The organism is Variovorax sp. JS1663 (assembly GCF_002157355.1).
GTDB lineage: Bacteria > Pseudomonadota > Gammaproteobacteria > Burkholderiales > Burkholderiaceae_C > Variovorax.
Genome location: NZ_LYMK01000031.1, coordinates 1 through 16,134, shown reverse-complemented (window position 1 = coordinate 16,134; position 16,134 = coordinate 1). Strand labels below are relative to the sequence as shown.

Below are 16,134 nucleotides of genomic sequence, written 5' to 3'. Positions count from 1 at the left end.
CCAGCATCGGCCGGCGCTACCTCCTGCTCTTGCCGAGATGTACGCCCTTGGGGATGGACGGACCGAAGTAGGTGCCGGACTTGCCTCGGCCGCCACTCACATGGATCGTCGGCTTAGGGGCCTCCCTCTCGCCAAGCAACTCGACGCCTTTAGATTCCGCCTGCATGCGCACGTAGCCGCGCAGGAGGTTCTCACGATAGGTGATCCATCCGTTCTTTTGAATGTTGTGCACCTTCGAGACTGCAAGGATTTCGTCACATGAAGGCGAGCGCAGCTTCCGAACGACAGCGGTGAAGTCCTCATAAGACAGATGCTCCGCTCGATGCGCCAATTGGCGCATCACATAGCCATAACTCGTGTAGATGTCCTTCAGATGCCGGTCAAGATAGTCCGAATCCGCGGCCGCCCACAAAACCTCCTCATATTCCTCGCCGCGGTGCCTCGTCGCCTTCTCATAGGGACGTCGCAGCTCGCCGTTAATGCTCTCGATGGCATCTCGTATGGCCGCGTGATATTGAGGCCATTCGACCGAGGAAACTACTTCATCTTCTTCCCAAAGCCTCCACAGAAGCTTCTCGGTGATCAAATGAACGTAGTAGGGGTAGCCGTCACTCACAGCAGCAAGCCGAACACAGATTGCGTCATCAATGTGAACGCCGAATTCGTCGGCGGCCTTGCGTGCTATCTCCCATCGCGCAGTCCAATCAAGCTTCTCCAGATTGACAGTTTCGAATTGACGGATTGCCGACGGATGTGCCCCAAGAAGCTCGCTCAAGGTTTCGCCCACTCCCGTAAAGAAAAAAGTGACCGGGACCTTTTTGTCTCCGAGTTGCTTTACAAGATCTGCGAACAGATTTCTCTCCTTCGGGTCCAGCATGCGATCGAACTCATCCAGGACTACAACAGGCTGCGCGGAATGAACGGCGGTAACCTCCCGCAGGACCTCCACCGCGTCCATCAATGAGTGAATCTCGCCGTGCAGGTCGTGGAACGAGAACTCTCTGCTTGCATTTGCCTTGAAGAACCGCCACTCCACGCCGGCGCCAGCGGTGGTCTTAGTTTTCCTGTTGGCGCCGACCGGAAAGTGAGCCAGTTTTTCGGGTAGTACCGAAGTAAAAGTGAGCCAGGTGTTCAACCTACCCTGCTGCATTTTTAAGCAGCGGGGTTTGAGGAGTGATCACCATGGACATGATTGGCAAGATCCGACGGCTGCACGCGAGAGACAAGCTGTCGGAGCGCGAGATAGCGCGCAAGACGGGGCTGTCGCGCAACACGGTGTCGAAGTGGCTGCGCGCGCCGGTTGCCGAGGCGCCGAAGTACCGGCGCGAGCCGCGCCCGAACAAGCTCAGCGCGTTCGAGGGGACGCTGAAGCAGGCGCTGACGGCCGACGCCAGGCGGCCCAAACACGAAAGGCGCACGGCGCGTGCGCTGCATGCCGAGATCAAGGCCGCGGGCTACACCGGCGGGTACTCGGCCGTCACCGATTTCGTTCGAGCGTGGCGTCAGGGCGAGGGCCAGGCGGTCAACATCACGGCCTATGTCCCGCTGAACTTCGAACTCGGCGAGGCCTTCCAATTCGATTGGAGCGAAGAAGGCCTGGTCGTCGGCGGCATCTACTACCGGGTCCAGGTGGCCCATTTGAAGCTGTGCGCGAGCCGCGCGTTCTGGCTGGTGGCTTACCCGAGCCAGGGGCACGAGATGCTGTTCGACGCGCACACCAGATCGTTCGCAGCACTGGGCGGCGTCGCGCGCCGTGGCATCTACGACAACATGCGCACAGCCGTCGACAAGGTTCACAAGGGCAAGGGCCGCACCGTCAACGCGCGCTTCTCGGTGATGTGCGCGCACTACCTGTACGACCCCGACTTCTGCAACGTGGCCTCGGGCTGGGAGAAGGGGCGCGTGGAGAAGAACGTGCAGGACAGTCGTCGGCGCATCTGGATCGAGGCGGCCAGGCGGCGCTTCGGTTCCTTCGCCGAGCTCAATGCGTGGTTGGGCGAGCGCTGCCGGGCGTTGTGGAGCGAGGTGCGGCATCCCGAGCACAGCCAGTTCAGCGTGGCCGAGATGCTCGAGCACGAGCGGCCTCACCTGATGCCCATGCCCGAGCCCTTCGATGGCTACGTGGAGAAGCCGGCGCGAGTGTCGAGTACCTGCCTGGTCTCGGTGGCGCGCAACCGTTACTCGGTGCCGTGCGAGTTGGCCGGACAGATGGTCAGCACACGGCTGTATCCGGGCAGCGTTGTGGTCGTCGCCGATGACGCGGTGGTCGCGCGCCACGAGCGCCTGAGCGACTCGGGCGGCACCCGCTACGACTGGCAGCACTACATCCCGCTGGTGCAACGCAAACCCGGTGCGCTGAGGAACGGCGCGCCCTTCGCGGACATGCCCGAGGCGCTGCAGCAGTTGCGCCGCGGCCTGCTGCGCCAGGCCGGCGGCGACCGCGTGATGGCACAGGTGTTGGCCATCGTGCCGACGGCCGGCCTGGATGCCGTGATCGTGGCGGTGGAGTTGGCGATGGAGAGCTGTCCGCCGTCCGGACGTGTCAGCGTAGAGCACGTCATCAACGTGCTTGGTCGACTCAACGCGCCGGCAGTTCCCCTCGGCGCCGAGACGGCGCTGCAGGTCGCCACGCCGCCGCTGGCCAACACGGCGCGCTACGACAGCCTGCGCAGCCAGGAGGTGGACCATGCGTGATGTGATGGTCGAGCTCAAGGCATTGCGCCTGCACGGCATGGCCGGTGCGTGGTGCGATCTGCAGGAGCAGGGCCCGGCCTCGGGTCTGGATAGCTCACGCTGGCTGGTCGAACACCTGCTGCAGGCCGAGACCACGGACCGCGCGATGCGCTCGGTGCAGTACCAGATGACGTCGGCGCGCTTCCCTGTGCACCGGGACCTCGCTGGCTTCGACTTCGATGCCTCGGTGGTGGATCGCAAGCTGATCGAACAACTGGCGACACTGGAGTTCACCGACGCCGCACACAACGCCGTGCTGGTCGGCGGGCCGGGTACGGGCAAGACCCATCTGGCCACGGCTCTGGGTGTCTCCGGCATCACGCGTCATGGCAAGCGCGTGCGCTTCTACTCGACCGTCGATCTGGTCAATGCACTGGAGCAGGAGAAGGCCCAGGGCAAGGCGGGGCGGATTGCCAGTGCTCTGCTGCGCATGGACCTGGTCATCTTGGACGAACTGGGCTACCTGCCGTTCAGCCAGGCCGGAGGAGCGCTGCTGTTCCATCTGCTCTCGAAGCTGTACGAGCACACCAGCGTGGTGATCACCACCAACCTGGACTTCGCCGAGTGGTCCACGGTGTTCGGCGACGCGAAGATGACCACGGCCTTGCTCGACCGGCTCACGCATCACTGCCACATCGTGGAGACCGGCAACGAGAGCCATCGCTTCCTGCACAGCAGCGCCACGGCGAAGAAGCGGATCAAGGCGAGGGAGCGGGCTCGCAAGGGCAGCGGCAAGACCGACCCGACGGACATCACCGATTGAGGGCCGCCGCGCGTGGCAAGGCGCTGCGGGCTACGCCCTTCGCGCCTTGCCACGCGCATCCATCACACCACGAGGAGGTCAACGACCAGGGCAGAACATACACTTATCCACAGCCGACCATCTCAGCGTCGGCTTCCACCCCTGGCTCACGATTCAAGCGGTACGGTGGCTCAGTTCTACTTCGGCGCGCACATAGTTTTCCGAACTCTGCTGATCTCCGCGGCCTTATAGGCAATGTTTGCCACCACGCTCCGGAGGGTTGAATCGGGAGCGCAGGAGACGTCTATATATTCGGAATCCGGACTCTGGTGGATATTGCCAGCGGCAGCGGCAAGGGAAGACTTCCCAACGCCTCGATCGCCATAAATGAAGACGTGCCGACCGGGTGCATACAGGGCTTTCTCTATGCGGCTCAGTTCTTTTAATCGCCCTCTCAGAAACTCTACGGACTGGATCGGCCGAGAAGGGGAAACCATTTCGTTAAGTCGGTGCCCGAAGTCTGCTCGCTCAAGGTGTTTTGGAAGCATCAAACCGTCCAATAAATGGGTTGCCTGAATCCAGTTCGTTAAGCCGCCAGCCGATGTTCGTAGTACGGCTTGGCCCGGTCTTCCAGGATCGCGTACTGCGTGGCGAGGTCCTTCCGGTCCGGCCGCAGCCACGCGTCGACGTTCTCCGGCTTGATCGGGACGATGCAGCGGTCGTGGCCAGCAGCTGCAACCTCGGGCGGCGGCTCGTCGGTGATCGCAGCGAAGGAGAGCAGGTCCGGCTCGTCCGAGCCCGCCGGTGGCGTCCAGTGCGACCACAGGCATGCGACGAGCATGTCCTGCTGCGGCTGCGGCCGGAACTCCAGCACTGCGTTTGTTCCACCCCGGTCCACGTTCTCGTAGAAGGCGTTCACGACCATGATGCCGTGCGAGAACCCGAACAAGCCCTTCCAGAAGCCTTCTAGGTTGTCATGCCTAGCGTTGTACGTGCCAGGGTACTTCGTGTCGTAGAAGACCGGCTTGCCCGCCGGCCGGCACTGGTACCGCATCGGCTTGACCACGCGCTTGCCGTCCTCCCAGACGATCACTGGCGCGTAGACGCCCGGGAAGATGCGGGCATCCCGCTCCTTCAGCTCCACGCGGCCCAGGTCCGCGAGCTTGCCCTTGCCCTGCTCGATCTTGTTTGTAGCGATGCGGACATCGTCGGTCGCCTTCTTGGTGACCTTCGTCTGCAGGGTGCGCTCGGCGTCGGCCAGGCGCTTGCGCTGCTTAAAGAGTTCCTGCTCGAGCTTGGTCGCCTGCTGGGTGCTGAACTCGTCGATAAGCGCCTTGATCTCGCGCTCGGCGTCGGAATGCGGCGCGAGGAACGCCGCATCCATCACCTTGGGGATCTTGATCCTGGGATTGGTGCGCCGCTCGAAGTAGAGCTTCGCGAACTCTTCGAGCTTGAGGTCGCCGCCGAATTGCCGGATGAACCGCGTGAAGTCGGCCTTGATCAGGGCGGAGTAGCACATAAGCGGAAACGGAGTAGTTGTGTCGACAGGAGCCAGAAACTTGAGCAGAAGTACAGCCAGGACTATCTCACGATCGCTGACGTGTTGACCGCGGCAGACATCGTCGGCTATGCCCTACCCCTGCGGGCGCACCTGGGCAGCTTCAGAAAATCCAAGTCGCGGCAGGCGGAGCCAAGTGGGAGCTTTGAGGCCTGCCCCGACGACCCTGGCTTGCGCTCAGCAGAACCTTTGGATACATTCTGGTCCGGCCATACCACGTTGGCCAGCCCGCTCACAAGGCGAAGTCGAATCGGCACCGTGTACTGACGAGGCGCTTCCTGTGTTTGCCGCCTTGACTCGATGTGTGAGCGCATCGCCGATTGGCGGCCAAACTTTGGAGGCCCCAGTGCCCAAGAATTTCTCTGACGTAGAGATCGAATACCTTCGCCGCCAGGCCAAGGATCTAAAACGCTCCGCAGCTATCCCCCTCTACGAGGCCCAAGACCGCGTTGCCAAGAACAATGGTTGGGCCAACTGGTCGCTGCTGCACAAGCATGGCGTCCACGCGCCAGAAGCATCCGGTCGCAGGCCGTTCCTCTTCACACGTAGCGACGAAGAGATGCGCAAGGCCCTGCGCAAGGTTCCCGAGCCCGGGTGGCTGGTGAAGAAGCGCCGCTACGAACTCGCGCGCGAGATGGTCGAGGTTATCGACGAAAAGTTCATCTCCGCGGCAAACGCTATCGATTTCGCGATCTCGTACATGGAGACCTTGCTGCGCGCTCCCCGGTTTCTCGTCAGCAGCTCATCCCCCGTCTACTGGGAAATGCGCCACTGGCTTCCGTATTCCGCGTTGGAGGTTGGCGATGAGCAGCGGATCCTCGTGAACCGTCACTACAAGCTGGTGGGCCAAACAAGCGACGAGTGGGCCGTCTACGAGGACCACCCACACCTGCATCTGACCGTCACCGAGCAGCAAACCACGGCATGGAAGCCGTACGGCTCCCGACCCGGGTTTTTCTACAACGATGGCTGCCCGCCCTGGGGCTCCCGTCGCTTCGCAGAGGACTACCTGCTCAACCTGCGCGAGGCCAAGAAGGTCCTCGCTCACTGACTGCGCAGCCAAAATCGGGGCTGCCTGCTGGTCCGGCGGCGGGGTGCGCCTGGCAGGCCCGGCGCGCCGCCCGGCGGCAGCGGGTGCCAGGCGCAAGCCGGCGCGCCCGCTGAAACTGCGATCGCGAAGCCGCTGCGCGCACAAACCCTTAGATGGCGGAGCTGAGCACGGAACGCCGCGGGGCCGGAGCGCTGCGCCGGCGGGACCCTTCACCGTCGAAACTTCCGCAGGCGGAGCTTCTTCGGACGAAACTTCTGCGGTCGAACTTTTGCGGTCGCAGCTGTTTTTTTTCGGGGCTGCTGACTATATGGGTGTCCACCCACATGAAAAGGACCCTCCATGACATCCGTCCCCCCGTTCAACCCCGGCCCCATGTTCCGGCGCGCGTACGCGACCGATCCAGCGGCGCAGTGCGCCTGGCGGCTTGTCAACGAAGACGGATTCTTCCAGGAGATGGCAGAGGCTGCCAGGAACGGGCGGCCGGCCCTGGAGCCTTGCCAAGCCCGCCTGGCGAGGGCCCTGCCGGAGCTTCAGGCCGATGACGAGACGACGAGGCACCTCAAACGCATGATCGGGCGCATGGCCCGCCAGGTCATGGAGCGCGAGGGATTCGTCTTCGAGCCTGGCAGCGTCCCGATCTCCGACCCAATTCTTTTCCTGACTGCGGCGCGCTACCACCCCCGGACATGAGGCCGACGAGGCCCGCTTCGCGCGCTCGGGCTGGCGCTGGCGCAAACTCGCGCGGGGCTGTTCGCTGGCGCTGTTTCGGGATCGGGGCTTGGGCGGGCAACGCGCGCGCCCTCGGGTCACTGCTCGCGCTGGAGGTCAAGACGATAGCGTGAGTCTAGAACCGGAACCGCGAATTGCCGCCTCGCGTCATCCCTCACACGGGTGTTGCCGGGCGCGAAAGCACCCACCTACCCTGCATGGCCTGATCCGCGCGAGGAACGCTAGCGTGACCCTTCGCCGGGTTCATCTAGCTCAATGAGCGAGCCGCCTGGCCACGGCGCTCCATCCCGGCCAGATGCTCGCATCGAATGGAACGGCGCTCTCCACAGCTTCCTCTGCCCACGCAGTCAACGCGGCGCGCTCGGCATTGGTCATCAACGGAGCGATACGCACGATCCGCTCGATGTGGAGCATGTAGGGGTGCTGAGCGATGGCCTCTTCGATTTTCGTCATGGTGTTCGAGCGATGGCCCCACCGTTCCAAGCAACGCGAGGCGGCGGTCCAAGATGCCGGTGCTGTCAGCCGCGGGGGCGTGCCGCGTTGTCTTCTTCCTCGCTTTCCTCGCGCGAAACGTCTCTCGTCTTTTGCCCGTCGGTATTTGCATCCGTCGCGTTGCTAAGGCTCTGAGCCACAAACGTTGCAAAGGGCCTGATGTCGCCATCGCGGCTCGCGGAGTTCAGGGCGTCCATGTACCTATCGCGATCTTCAAGTCGCAGGACCGTCCAAGGAAACCCGCCGGAGGCGAGCATCGAGTTCATGATGAAGCGACCGATTCGGCCATTCCCGTCCATATACGGATGGATGAACACAAACATGAAGTGACCCAACACCGCGCGCACCGAAGCGAGCGGTTCGTCGCGAAGCAGCTCGAAGAACACCGGCATCATGTCTCGCACGGCTTCGCGTGAGGGTGGAACGTGCGCCGCGTTGCGGATGTAGACCTGATGGCCACGATACCCTGCCAAGTCGGCTGCCGCCAGAACACCCGCTGTCACGCTGGGCGAGAACATCGCGCGGAACCAGCCGCCGTGGTCGCGCTTCAAGACATCGCCAGGATTGGCCCCTTTGAAGATCTGCAGGATGGACTGGTTGACCTCGTTGTGTGCAAGCCAATATCCGCGAGCTGCCATCGCGTCGCGTGACCGACGATCTTCGTCGTGACGCTCATCGTTCCATTCCCCGCTTGCCACGCGCCGAATGAGTTCGGGCGTGACCCGGTATCCTTCGATGGAGAGGGAGTGATATGCATCTGTCACGTAGACGTCCTCGACAGCCTTCATGAAGGCTGGAACGTCCTTTGGCAGGCCCGGCTCTTCTGGGAATGAGCTGGCAACGTCACCGCGCATCGCGCTCCACATCAGGCGCAACCTGGAGACATGTGGTGACTCGATGCGCCCGCCAAGAACTATCGGCGGAGGCGCGGAAAAGGGGTTGACTACCGTGACCTGATTGCCCAGGGCTCTCATGAATCCAACGATGTCGTTCGCGATCGCATCCCGGCCAACCGCAAGAAAGGCCCCCGCAACCCGCGCGGCGATCGTGCCGTGATTGCCGTCGGCAAGTAGGCGGCTGAGTTCCGATGCATCGGTGATGGAAAGCAAAGCGATCTGGGCATCCTGTGGCGATGCCCTGAAGAAGTTCTCCGGTACCTTTAGAAGCGCCTGTTCCAGCGTCATGGTGCGGACCCCGCCGGCGATGTCACGTCTGTCAGCCGAGGGAAAGTCCCTTGCCTGGTAGTCCATCAGGGAGAACCCGTCTGGCAGAGCGACCACTCCGTTCTTGCCCTGCGGCGCGTGCACCACCACCTGTTTGGGGAGCACCGTCGTTCCGGCGTGCAACCGCAAGGAGTAGTCGGCAGACACGCACCACTCGGTTCCAAAGCGTGCATCGCAGTACGCCGCAATGAAGTCCTTCATCGCGGCGATCCAAGGGGTCGTGTCTCCGGCCTTGGCAGCAGGGCTGGCGGACATGTACCAGCCCTGAATCACGGGTTGAAGATAGCCGGCCTGAAGCAGAGCCTCACGCCCCAGGCGCGAGAACTGGCTCGTGTGGAAAACATGGGTGCCACCCTCTTGCAGGGTATGGAGCGTCTGCAGGGCTACAGCCAAGCGCCGCTGCGCCGGAGTCGGCACCTGCCGCGCGGGAGCGGTCGAGTTCGTGGCCAATCTTATCTGCCTAGTCGTTGCTAGGGTTCATTGTAGTTCCAATGCTAGGTATTTCGGTACGTTCGGCGCTAGATTATTCTGCGAGCGCCCGCTAGGGAATCGTGTCCTAGCGCGGTGCCAGCGCGACGCGCGCGCAGCGCCGACTGGGGGAAGGTGAAGCGCAAGGCGCGCGGTGCCGGCGCAGCGGTTCAAGCGTCGGTAGGCGCCTGCTTGGCTGCTTTCTTTCGAGCTTCCTCTGCCTCGATAGCTTCCTGCACCGCCATGACCTTTTGGTGTTGCTCTGCGCGGCGCTCCTCATATCGCTCCTTCTCTTGGCGCGCAGCGTCAAGCGCCTCGACGCAATCGTCTTGAAGGTCCGCGAACCTGGTCGGATGGACGAGCTTGATGCCGAGCGACTCTCGCACGTCCCTAGAGATGCAGACGACGCGCTCGGCAAACTCGGCGGACCAGAGACGCCGATGCGGGAAATAGGCGCCGTCGTAAGGAAAGGGGTCGTTGTCTACCATCCCCGCCACCTGATGCTTCAGGTGGGCCAGTTCGCCGTGCAGATCGAGGATTCGCGCCATGAGGTCGGATTCGAGCGCCTTCCAGTTCACGTCCAAACTGAACGGATCGAACTTCGGCGCTTTGGTGGTCGGTTCGTAAATCCGGTCACCGTGGCGCTCGCCGGCTGGGTGGCCGTCATCGCCGATCCCACGGTCCCAGGCGATCCTTACACACTCGCGGGCGAGCCTCTCCGGCTTGACGCTCGCGCTCCTCCTTCGCGCGCTCCTTCCAGAGGGTGATCCACGCGCCAATGCCCACGCCTGCCAGGCCGGACGCCGCGCTGATGATCGAGGGGAGGATTGTGGGGAGGATCGAGGTTTCTGCCACGCGCCGAACTATAAGACCCATCGCTCAGCTTCGCCCTCCCTGCCCACCACGACCTGGCGGTGTTTCTCGAGAGGCCCGCGCATCGGAGCTGCACTTCCGCTCTTTCACCTTTCTCGTCGGACGTCCAACCCAAGCATTCGGGCCTGATGCTCGCCTCACAAATTGGGAAAACGGCCCCCTGACGGCCCTGGACCTTGTCCGATCATCAGGCTATGAAGAAAACCTCTATCGATCAAAATTCCCTGGCAGAGCTCCCGCAGCAGATTCGCGACGCGGCGCGCGCGATGGCCGTCTACGAAGCCGAGTCTTTCGATCGCATCGTCGGGCATCCCCGGCATCAATGGGCGGTGGCTCCCGCATGGATGGATCCGAACGAAGTCGCATGGCGCGCGCACTGGTTCGCGACTGAGCTGGAGGCGATCGCAGACTGGGCTGTCGGCTTCGCCGATCAGTTCGGGATCAAGCGTGCGGCATCTGGCGTATAGCCGCCGCGGGGCTTTCCGACCCACGCAGCAGCCGGGAAGATCGGCGTGCGGCTCTCATCCACCGCATCGCTGCCGATGGACGTTGGCGGCACGAGGGCGGACAGCCTCTGGAGCTGCTCAGCCTGCCTGTCGATGGGCCCTCGACAGGCCTCGATCACATTAGGCTCGATGCCGCATTCGGATGCGATAGCGGGAATGCCCGCAACGACGCAAGCAAAGTCGCAAAGGGCCGCGGCGATGATCCCACGCTCATCGTCGCCGACTTCCAGGGTCTCGACGATTTGTGTCCAGTCATCCTGACTCTTCCCCTCTTCGCTCCGCCAGTGGCAGGTCCGAGTGACAACCTCGCTATCGAGGTACATGGGAGCGAAGTCGAATACAGGCGTTAGCTGGATGGTGCCGTCGAGCAGCCGCTGCACCGCGGTGTTCCGCGCATGGTTGTCGGCGTTGCGCATTGCCAGGTTCAGCACGTCGCGCTTCATGAATTCGATGGTTTCCTGCAGCGGATCGGCAACTGCGGCGCGCAGCCCCGCGAGCAGCGTCTGCTGGCTCACCGGGATGCCGAAGCCGCGCAGGCCGCAGATGCTGGCCAGGCTCTCCTGATGGAGCCGATGGACCTGGCCGTCGATCACCTGGCGATCGAAGCGCCGAACGAACAGCGCGTCGCCGTGCAGCTCCGGCGCGGACAGGGTCCTCAGACCGCAGGCGGCTGCCAGGCGCAAGTAGGCTGCCTCGTTGCGCAGGACGGCGCGGTCGGGCTCGGCGCTACCGCGCGGCAGCTTGACCAGCCAGTGCTCGCGCGCACGCTCGTCGGGCAACGCGAGGTCCGGAAACCAGCGCCCGTCTTGATCGGTGCTGAGCAGGAACTTGGGCGCGACGCCCTGAACGCCTGTGGTGCCGGCCGCGAGCATCTCCCGGCTCGCCAGGTGTTCGAGGACGGATTCGACCCTGCCGCGGACCTCCGCCCGGTCGAAGCCACGGGGTGCGCCGCTGCTGCGTGCCTGGCCCTCGAAGAACTCCATGGCACTTTGGAGGCGCAGGCATCCGATGGGAGCGATGGCGCCGGCCATGGCGAGCGGCAGAACCAGGCCCTCGCCGTCGGCAAGGCGCAGCTGCTCGAGCAGATGCTGGCGCCCCTTGCCTTGGGGCACCAGGTCGTACAGGAAGGCAGGCGGCCGGCGGTCGGCCTCCGGCCCCATCGGCCCGTCAATGAAGCGGTCCGGCTCGACATCGATCGGCATGCCCAACGCCACCGGCCAGGGTGAGGCCTCGCCGTGGACGTACTCGGGCAGGTACTCGATGCGGCAGCGGGCGGGGCCAAGCGGCTGCACAGTAGCGGCGGGCACCCCAGTGGCCATCGCGGTGGATCTGAAGCGTTGTGGACGGGCTCACACGCTACGTGGTCGCATCGATCGGGACGCGGGAGCCATGCGAAGTGCGCACAACGGCACGATGGAGCTGGTCGGTCCCGGGCTTCACCAGCGGCGTCGCCTTGGAGCGCCTGAGCTTCCGAATGCCCGCCTCGAAAAGGCAGACGCATCCGTGGTTTGCGTGCTGCGCGGAGGCGTAGAGGATCCCGTCCAGACCGCGATCGCGACAGTCGAGAGCGAACTCCCGTGTGATCACGTACCGGGCGGACTGCAAGACCGGGTGCTGCTCCTCCAGCCCGCGGACTCCTGCCACCCTGAGCCTCCCCGTCGCCTGGAATGTGACGAGTGAACGTTCCCTGAGGCGCTCGAGAGGGTAGCTGTGGATCTCGCGGCGAAACACCGCCTCGTACAAAGCCGTGTCTTCGCTGTCAGCGACGTACGAAACGGGCTCGTCGGGGAGGTCGAAGCGCCCGGTGAGCAGGCCCGTGGGGGGAAGGATGTGCCCGTTCACGCGCACGCTTCCACGGATCGCCTTGGTTCTCTGGACTCGATGCCACGACTGGGTCTCAGGCAGTTCTATTACCGGAGGGTTGAGTTCAATGAAATTCATGTGCCGAGGTCAATGTGCCTCAGCCGTTGCTAGTGCCAGGATGCGCTCGCCAGGAACGCCTTGCTCGATCGCGGAGCGAGGCGTGAGTCCATCGAGCGAAGGTGACGGCGTCTCCAGGAAGTCGAGAAGCTGCCAGCCATCGGTCGTGCCAAGGCATTCTGCGATGGGCTGGATGAGCGGGAAGATCACCGGCTCGAACTGCCACTGCGGCAGCTTGTAGCCGCGACGAAGATGCTCCACGCCGATGACGCGGCCGCGCTTGATCCATGCATTGATGGTCACGCGGTTGGTGCCGGTCAGCTCGGAGGCGTCGTCGGTAGAGATCATGTCGGCCGCCGCGATGCGATCGCGCCGATATTGCGCGCCCGACCGCAGCAGTGCGGCGGTCTGGGAAGCTGGCGCATACGGACTCTGATCGTCATGTAGTTCTCGCGGGCTCTCGGAAGCAACGGATGAGATAAGGGTGAAGGTGTTCATGTGAAATCCCAGCTCGGCGCTCAGGGCGCGTTGCGCAGATTGACCTTCTCGGCCGAAAAAAAACCACCGAAACCACACTTCGGCTTGCGAGTATGGGCGCGACTAAAAGTGCATCGGGTTCTTGCGATTGCGCGCTGCTCGCGCTTGAACGCCCGCTCCAGTCCGGCCGCCAAAGCGGTGGAAAACCACGCGCAGGAGTCATCGATCCAATCATAGGGATCGATATACCGTGGCCAAAGGTCGCGAATGACAGCTTCGACTTCCTGCGGCGTGGTGGGCAGCAGCGAGAAGTTTGGCTCCAGATGCAGTCGGCGAATCACCGCGTAGGCATCGAGGGTGCTCCTGCCATACCCGGAGTTGAATTCGTCTGTCCAAGTGAGCATCTTCGTTCTCCATGGTGCGCCGACAGCAGGCCGCCGCAAACACAACCGGAGGATATCTCTGCTCGTTAGCGTCGTAAAGTCCGTTGCGTTCGTAGCGCTAGGCGAGGCGCATTTTCGCCACAAAACAGGCCCAAATGCCGAAAACCGGACTGTTCAAAAGGCGACCCCTCATCCGGGTCAGGAGCCGAGGCATTCGGCCGGTGCGATACTGGTTTTTTATCCAGTGTATGCACGAACCGCCCCCATTTGCCGAGCTGCACTGCCGCTCGAACTTCACCTTCCTCGTCGGGGCATCGCAGCCCGAGGAACTGGTGGAGCGCGCCGCTGCCAAACTTTACTCTGCCCTTGCCCTCACCGATGAATGCTCGGTCTCGGGCGTCGTGCGCGCGCACCTGGCGGCCCGGGAGGCCAGCCTGCACTTCATCTGCGGCAGCGAGATCCTGCTGACCACCCAGAGAGGGCACCCGCACGCCAGGATCGTGTTCCTGGCGCAGAACAAGCTCGGCTGGGGCAACCTCTGCGAATGCATCACCCTTGCGCGCCGACGGGCCGCCAAGGGCCGCTATAGCGCCCTGGTGACGGACGTGGAGGGCAAGAACATTCAGGCGCCGCACCTGGCCGGGATGCCCGGCTGCCTGGCGCTCCTGCTGCCCGAGCAGGACGCCACCACCGAGTCGCTCTTCGCCCAGGCCATGTGGCTGAAGACCTGGTTCCCGGGCCGCGCCTGGCTTGTGGCGCCGCGCCCGCTCCTGATGGACGACGATCTGCGCCTCTGGATCGTCGAGCAGGTCGCCGAAAGAACCGGCCTTCGGATCCTGGCTAGCTCCAGCCCGGTCATGCACACGAGCAAGCGCAAGAAGGTCCAGGACGTGCTCACGGCGGTGCGAGTCGGCAAGACCGTGGCCACCGCCGGATATGCCCTGCGGGCCAACGCCGAGGCGTACCTGCGCGGCCGCGCGGCGCTGATGCACCAGGTGCCGGCCGAGTGGATGGAGGAGACCGTGCGCGTGGCAAGCTTGTGCACGTTCTCGCTGGAGGAGCTGAAGTACGAATACCCGCGCGAGGTCGTGCCCGAGGGTGCGACGCCGGCGTCGCACCTGCGCAAGCTCACGTATGAGGGCGCACAGCGCCGGTACCCGAACGGCCTGCCCGACAAGGTGCGCAAGCAGATCGAGCACGAGCTCAAGATCATTGCCCAGCTCGAATACGAGAGCTACTTCCTGACAGTTGCTGACATCGTGCACTGGGCGCGCGACCGCGACATCCTCTGCCAGGGGCGCGGCTCGGCGGCCAACAGCGCAGTCTGCTACTGCCTCGAGGTCACGAACGTGGATCCTGATCGCATGAGCGTGCTCTTCGAGCGGTTCATCTCCGTGGAGCGCAGAGAGCCGCCTGACATCGACGTCGACTTCGAGCACCAGCGGCGCGAGGAAGCGATGCAGTACATCTACGAGAAGTACGGCCGCGATCGCGCAGCGCTCACGGCCGTGGCCACGACGTACCGCACGAAGTCGGCCCTGCGCGACGTGGGCAAGGCCATGGGGATCGATCCGGGCAAGATCGACCGCTTGGCCAATACCGCCTACGGCACCGACGAGAAGTGGATCAGCGAGGCGTGCCTGGTCGAGATCGGGATCAATCCCGCCGACCCGACGGTCGTGCACTGGCTGACGCTCGCCGACACGATCCGCGGCTTCCCCCGGCATCTGAGCCAGCACCCGGGCGGCTTCGTGATCGGCCGCGACAAGATCAGCCGGCTGGTCCCGGTCGAGAACGCCGCGATGGACAACCGTTCCATCATCCAGTGGGACAAGGACGACCTCGACTCGACCGGGCTCATCAAGGTCGACGTCCTGGCGCTGGGCATGCTCACGGCAATCCACCGCGCGCTCGACCTCGCCGGCGCGAAGGCGGGCGGCCCGCCCATGCGCATGCAGGACGTGCCCGCCGAGGACCCGGCCACCTACGAGATGATCTGCAAGGCCGACACCGTGGGCGTGTTCCAGATCGAGAGCCGCGCGCAGATGAGCATGCTCCCGCGCATGCGGCCCCGGTGCTTCTACGACTTGGTGATCCAGGTCGCGATCGTGAGGCCAGGCCCGATCCAGGGAGGCATGGTGCATCCGTACCTGCGTCGGCGCGCCGGCGAGGAGAAGTTCGACTTCCCGAACGATGCGGTTCGACAAGTGACGGAGCGGACGCTCGGGATCTGCCTCTACCAAGAACAGGCCATGAAGCTGGCCGTGGTGTGTGCTGACTACACGGCAGGGGAGGCGGACCAACTGCGGCGCGCCATGGGCGCATGGCGCAAGCGCGGCGGGATCGAAGTGCACGAACGCAGGCTCACGGAGCGCATGCAGAAGAACGGCTACCAGGCTGACTTCATCAGCCAGGTTCTTGTGTCCATCAAGGGGTTTTCGGCCTACGGTTTTCCCGAGGGACACGCAGCCAGCTTCGCCCACTTGGTGTACGTGAGCAGCTGGCTGAAGCGCCACCATCCGGACGCCATGCTCGCGGCGCTCCTGAACTCGCAACCGATGGGCTTCTACGCGCCCGCCCAGCTCGTCCGCGATGGGCGAGAGCACGGCGTCGTGGTGCGACCAGTCGACGTGACGATCAGCGAATGGGACTCGACCCTCGAAGAGCCCGCGCATGGCCCGGCGTCGGCCCGCTGGGACAACAGCCACGAGCAGCCGCTGCGCGCGGTGCGCCTGGGGCTGGGCCGGATCAACGGCATGCGCGAGGAAGCGACGAAGCGCATCGTCGCGGCGCGCGCCGAGAAACCTTTCGCGAGCGTCGAGGACCTGGCCATGCGCGCGCAGCTCGACGCCCACGACCTCAAGTGCCTGTCGGGCGCTGACGCATTGCTCAGCCTGGCCCCCGATCGACACTTCAAACTCCCCCACCTGTGGACAGTCAAATTCCTCCAGGCAGGACAAGGGTTGCATTATTGATCGG

Annotated in this window: 15 protein-coding genes; 6 read left to right on the top strand and 9 right to left on the bottom strand. The window is 63.9% G+C overall.

Annotated features, from left to right (window positions below; translation table 11 throughout):
- Nucleotides 1-16 precede the first annotated feature (16 nt).
- Nucleotides 17-1,135, bottom strand: coding sequence for an ATP-binding protein (locus tag A8M77_RS23260; protein WP_143694727.1), 1,119 nt, complete (start codon nt 1,133-1,135; stop codon nt 17-19).
- A 47-nt stretch (nt 1,136-1,182) separates the two neighbouring features.
- Here A8M77_RS23260 and istA point away from each other — a divergent pair, with 47 nt between their 5' ends.
- Nucleotides 1,183-2,694: an IS21 family transposase gene (gene istA, locus A8M77_RS23255; RefSeq protein WP_086923889.1), complete on the top strand. Its 1,512-nt coding sequence runs from the start codon at nt 1,183-1,185 to the stop codon at nt 2,692-2,694.
- Nucleotides 2,687-3,496: an IS21-like element helper ATPase IstB gene (gene istB, locus A8M77_RS23250; RefSeq protein WP_086923888.1), complete on the top strand. Its 810-nt coding sequence runs from the start codon at nt 2,687-2,689 to the stop codon at nt 3,494-3,496. Before istA ends, istB begins: the two co-directional genes overlap by 8 nt.
- A gap of 565 nt (nt 3,497-4,061) precedes the next feature.
- Here the strand turns inward: istB and A8M77_RS23240 are convergent.
- Nucleotides 4,062-4,994 (bottom strand): SOS response-associated peptidase family protein, encoded by a 933-nt coding sequence (locus tag A8M77_RS23240; RefSeq protein ID WP_086923886.1) that lies wholly within the window; start codon nt 4,992-4,994, stop codon nt 4,062-4,064.
- 385 nt (nt 4,995-5,379) lie between these two features.
- On the opposite strand from A8M77_RS23240, the gene A8M77_RS23235 reads away from it, so the two are divergent.
- Nucleotides 5,380-6,084 carry a hypothetical protein gene (locus A8M77_RS23235; RefSeq protein ID WP_086923885.1) on the top strand — a complete coding sequence of 235 codons (705 nt, stop codon included), beginning with the start codon at nt 5,380-5,382 and terminating at the stop codon, nt 6,082-6,084.
- Between the two features lie 339 nt (nt 6,085-6,423).
- Nucleotides 6,424-6,774 carry a hypothetical protein gene (locus A8M77_RS23230; protein ID WP_086923884.1) on the top strand — a complete coding sequence of 117 codons (351 nt, stop codon included), beginning with the start codon at nt 6,424-6,426 and terminating at the stop codon, nt 6,772-6,774.
- A gap of 291 nt (nt 6,775-7,065) precedes the next feature.
- Here A8M77_RS23230 and A8M77_RS23225 read toward each other — a convergent pair whose 3' ends face one another.
- From A8M77_RS23225 to A8M77_RS23215, 3 genes are all read right to left on the bottom strand, one after another.
- Nucleotides 7,066-7,266 (bottom strand): hypothetical protein, encoded by a 201-nt coding sequence (locus A8M77_RS23225; RefSeq protein ID WP_086923883.1) that lies wholly within the window; start codon nt 7,264-7,266, stop codon nt 7,066-7,068.
- A gap of 65 nt (nt 7,267-7,331) precedes the next feature.
- Nucleotides 7,332-8,921, bottom strand: coding sequence for a Fic family protein (locus tag A8M77_RS23220; protein ID WP_238136935.1), 1,590 nt, complete (start codon nt 8,919-8,921; stop codon nt 7,332-7,334).
- Between the two features lie 245 nt (nt 8,922-9,166).
- Entirely contained in the window at nt 9,167-9,574 is a 408-nt protein-coding gene (locus A8M77_RS23215) for a hypothetical protein (protein WP_143694726.1), read from the bottom strand.
- A gap of 489 nt (nt 9,575-10,063) precedes the next feature.
- Here A8M77_RS23215 and A8M77_RS35425 point away from each other — a divergent pair, with 489 nt between their 5' ends.
- Entirely contained in the window at nt 10,064-10,336 is a 273-nt protein-coding gene (locus A8M77_RS35425) for a hypothetical protein (protein WP_143694725.1), read from the top strand.
- On the opposite strand, the gene A8M77_RS23210 is transcribed toward A8M77_RS35425, so the two are convergent.
- The 4 genes from A8M77_RS23210 to A8M77_RS23195 form a co-directional block, all read right to left on the bottom strand.
- Nucleotides 10,300-11,577: a type II toxin-antitoxin system HipA family toxin gene (locus A8M77_RS23210; RefSeq protein WP_158100975.1), complete on the bottom strand. Its 1,278-nt coding sequence runs from the start codon at nt 11,575-11,577 to the stop codon at nt 10,300-10,302. The genes A8M77_RS35425 and A8M77_RS23210 overlap by 37 nt on opposite strands.
- A 154-nt stretch (nt 11,578-11,731) precedes the next feature.
- Entirely contained in the window at nt 11,732-12,316 is a 585-nt protein-coding gene (locus A8M77_RS23205; protein ID WP_086923880.1) for an RES family NAD+ phosphorylase, read from the bottom strand.
- A gap of 9 nt (nt 12,317-12,325) precedes the next feature.
- Entirely contained in the window at nt 12,326-12,793 is a 468-nt protein-coding gene (locus tag A8M77_RS23200) for a hypothetical protein (protein WP_086923879.1), read from the bottom strand.
- A gap of 20 nt (nt 12,794-12,813) precedes the next feature.
- On the bottom strand, nt 12,814-13,176 hold the full coding sequence (locus A8M77_RS23195; RefSeq protein ID WP_086923878.1) for a hypothetical protein: 363 nt from the start codon (nt 13,174-13,176) through the stop codon (nt 12,814-12,816).
- Between the two features lie 200 nt (nt 13,177-13,376).
- On the opposite strand from A8M77_RS23195, the gene A8M77_RS23190 reads away from it, so the two are divergent.
- Nucleotides 13,377-16,130, top strand: a complete 2,754-nt coding sequence (locus A8M77_RS23190) for an error-prone DNA polymerase (protein ID WP_238136934.1) — start codon at nt 13,377-13,379, stop codon at nt 16,128-16,130.
- Nucleotides 16,131-16,134 lie beyond the last annotated feature (4 nt).

Coding starts and splice junctions, on each gene's coding strand:
- istA (WP_086923889.1), top strand. CDS start 1,183: ATGGACATGATTGGCAAGATCCGACGGCTGCACGCGAGAGACAAGCTG.
- istB (WP_086923888.1), top strand. CDS start 2,687: ATGCGTGATGTGATGGTCGAGCTCAAGGCATTGCGCCTGCACGGCATG.
- A8M77_RS35425 (WP_143694725.1), top strand. CDS start 10,064: ATGAAGAAAACCTCTATCGATCAAAATTCCCTGGCAGAGCTCCCGCAG.
- A8M77_RS23230 (WP_086923884.1), top strand. CDS start 6,424: ATGACATCCGTCCCCCCGTTCAACCCCGGCCCCATGTTCCGGCGCGCG.
- A8M77_RS23195 (WP_086923878.1), bottom strand. CDS start 13,176: ATGCTCACTTGGACAGACGAATTCAACTCCGGGTATGGCAGGAGCACC.
- A8M77_RS23210 (WP_158100975.1), bottom strand. CDS start 11,577: ATGCCGATCGATGTCGAGCCGGACCGCTTCATTGACGGGCCGATGGGG.
- A8M77_RS23225 (WP_086923883.1), bottom strand. CDS start 7,266: ATGACGAAAATCGAAGAGGCCATCGCTCAGCACCCCTACATGCTCCAC.
- A8M77_RS23200 (WP_086923879.1), bottom strand. CDS start 12,793: ATGAACACCTTCACCCTTATCTCATCCGTTGCTTCCGAGAGCCCGCGA.
- A8M77_RS23205 (WP_086923880.1), bottom strand. CDS start 12,316: ATGAATTTCATTGAACTCAACCCTCCGGTAATAGAACTGCCTGAGACC.
- A8M77_RS23240 (WP_086923886.1), bottom strand. CDS start 4,994: ATGTGCTACTCCGCCCTGATCAAGGCCGACTTCACGCGGTTCATCCGG.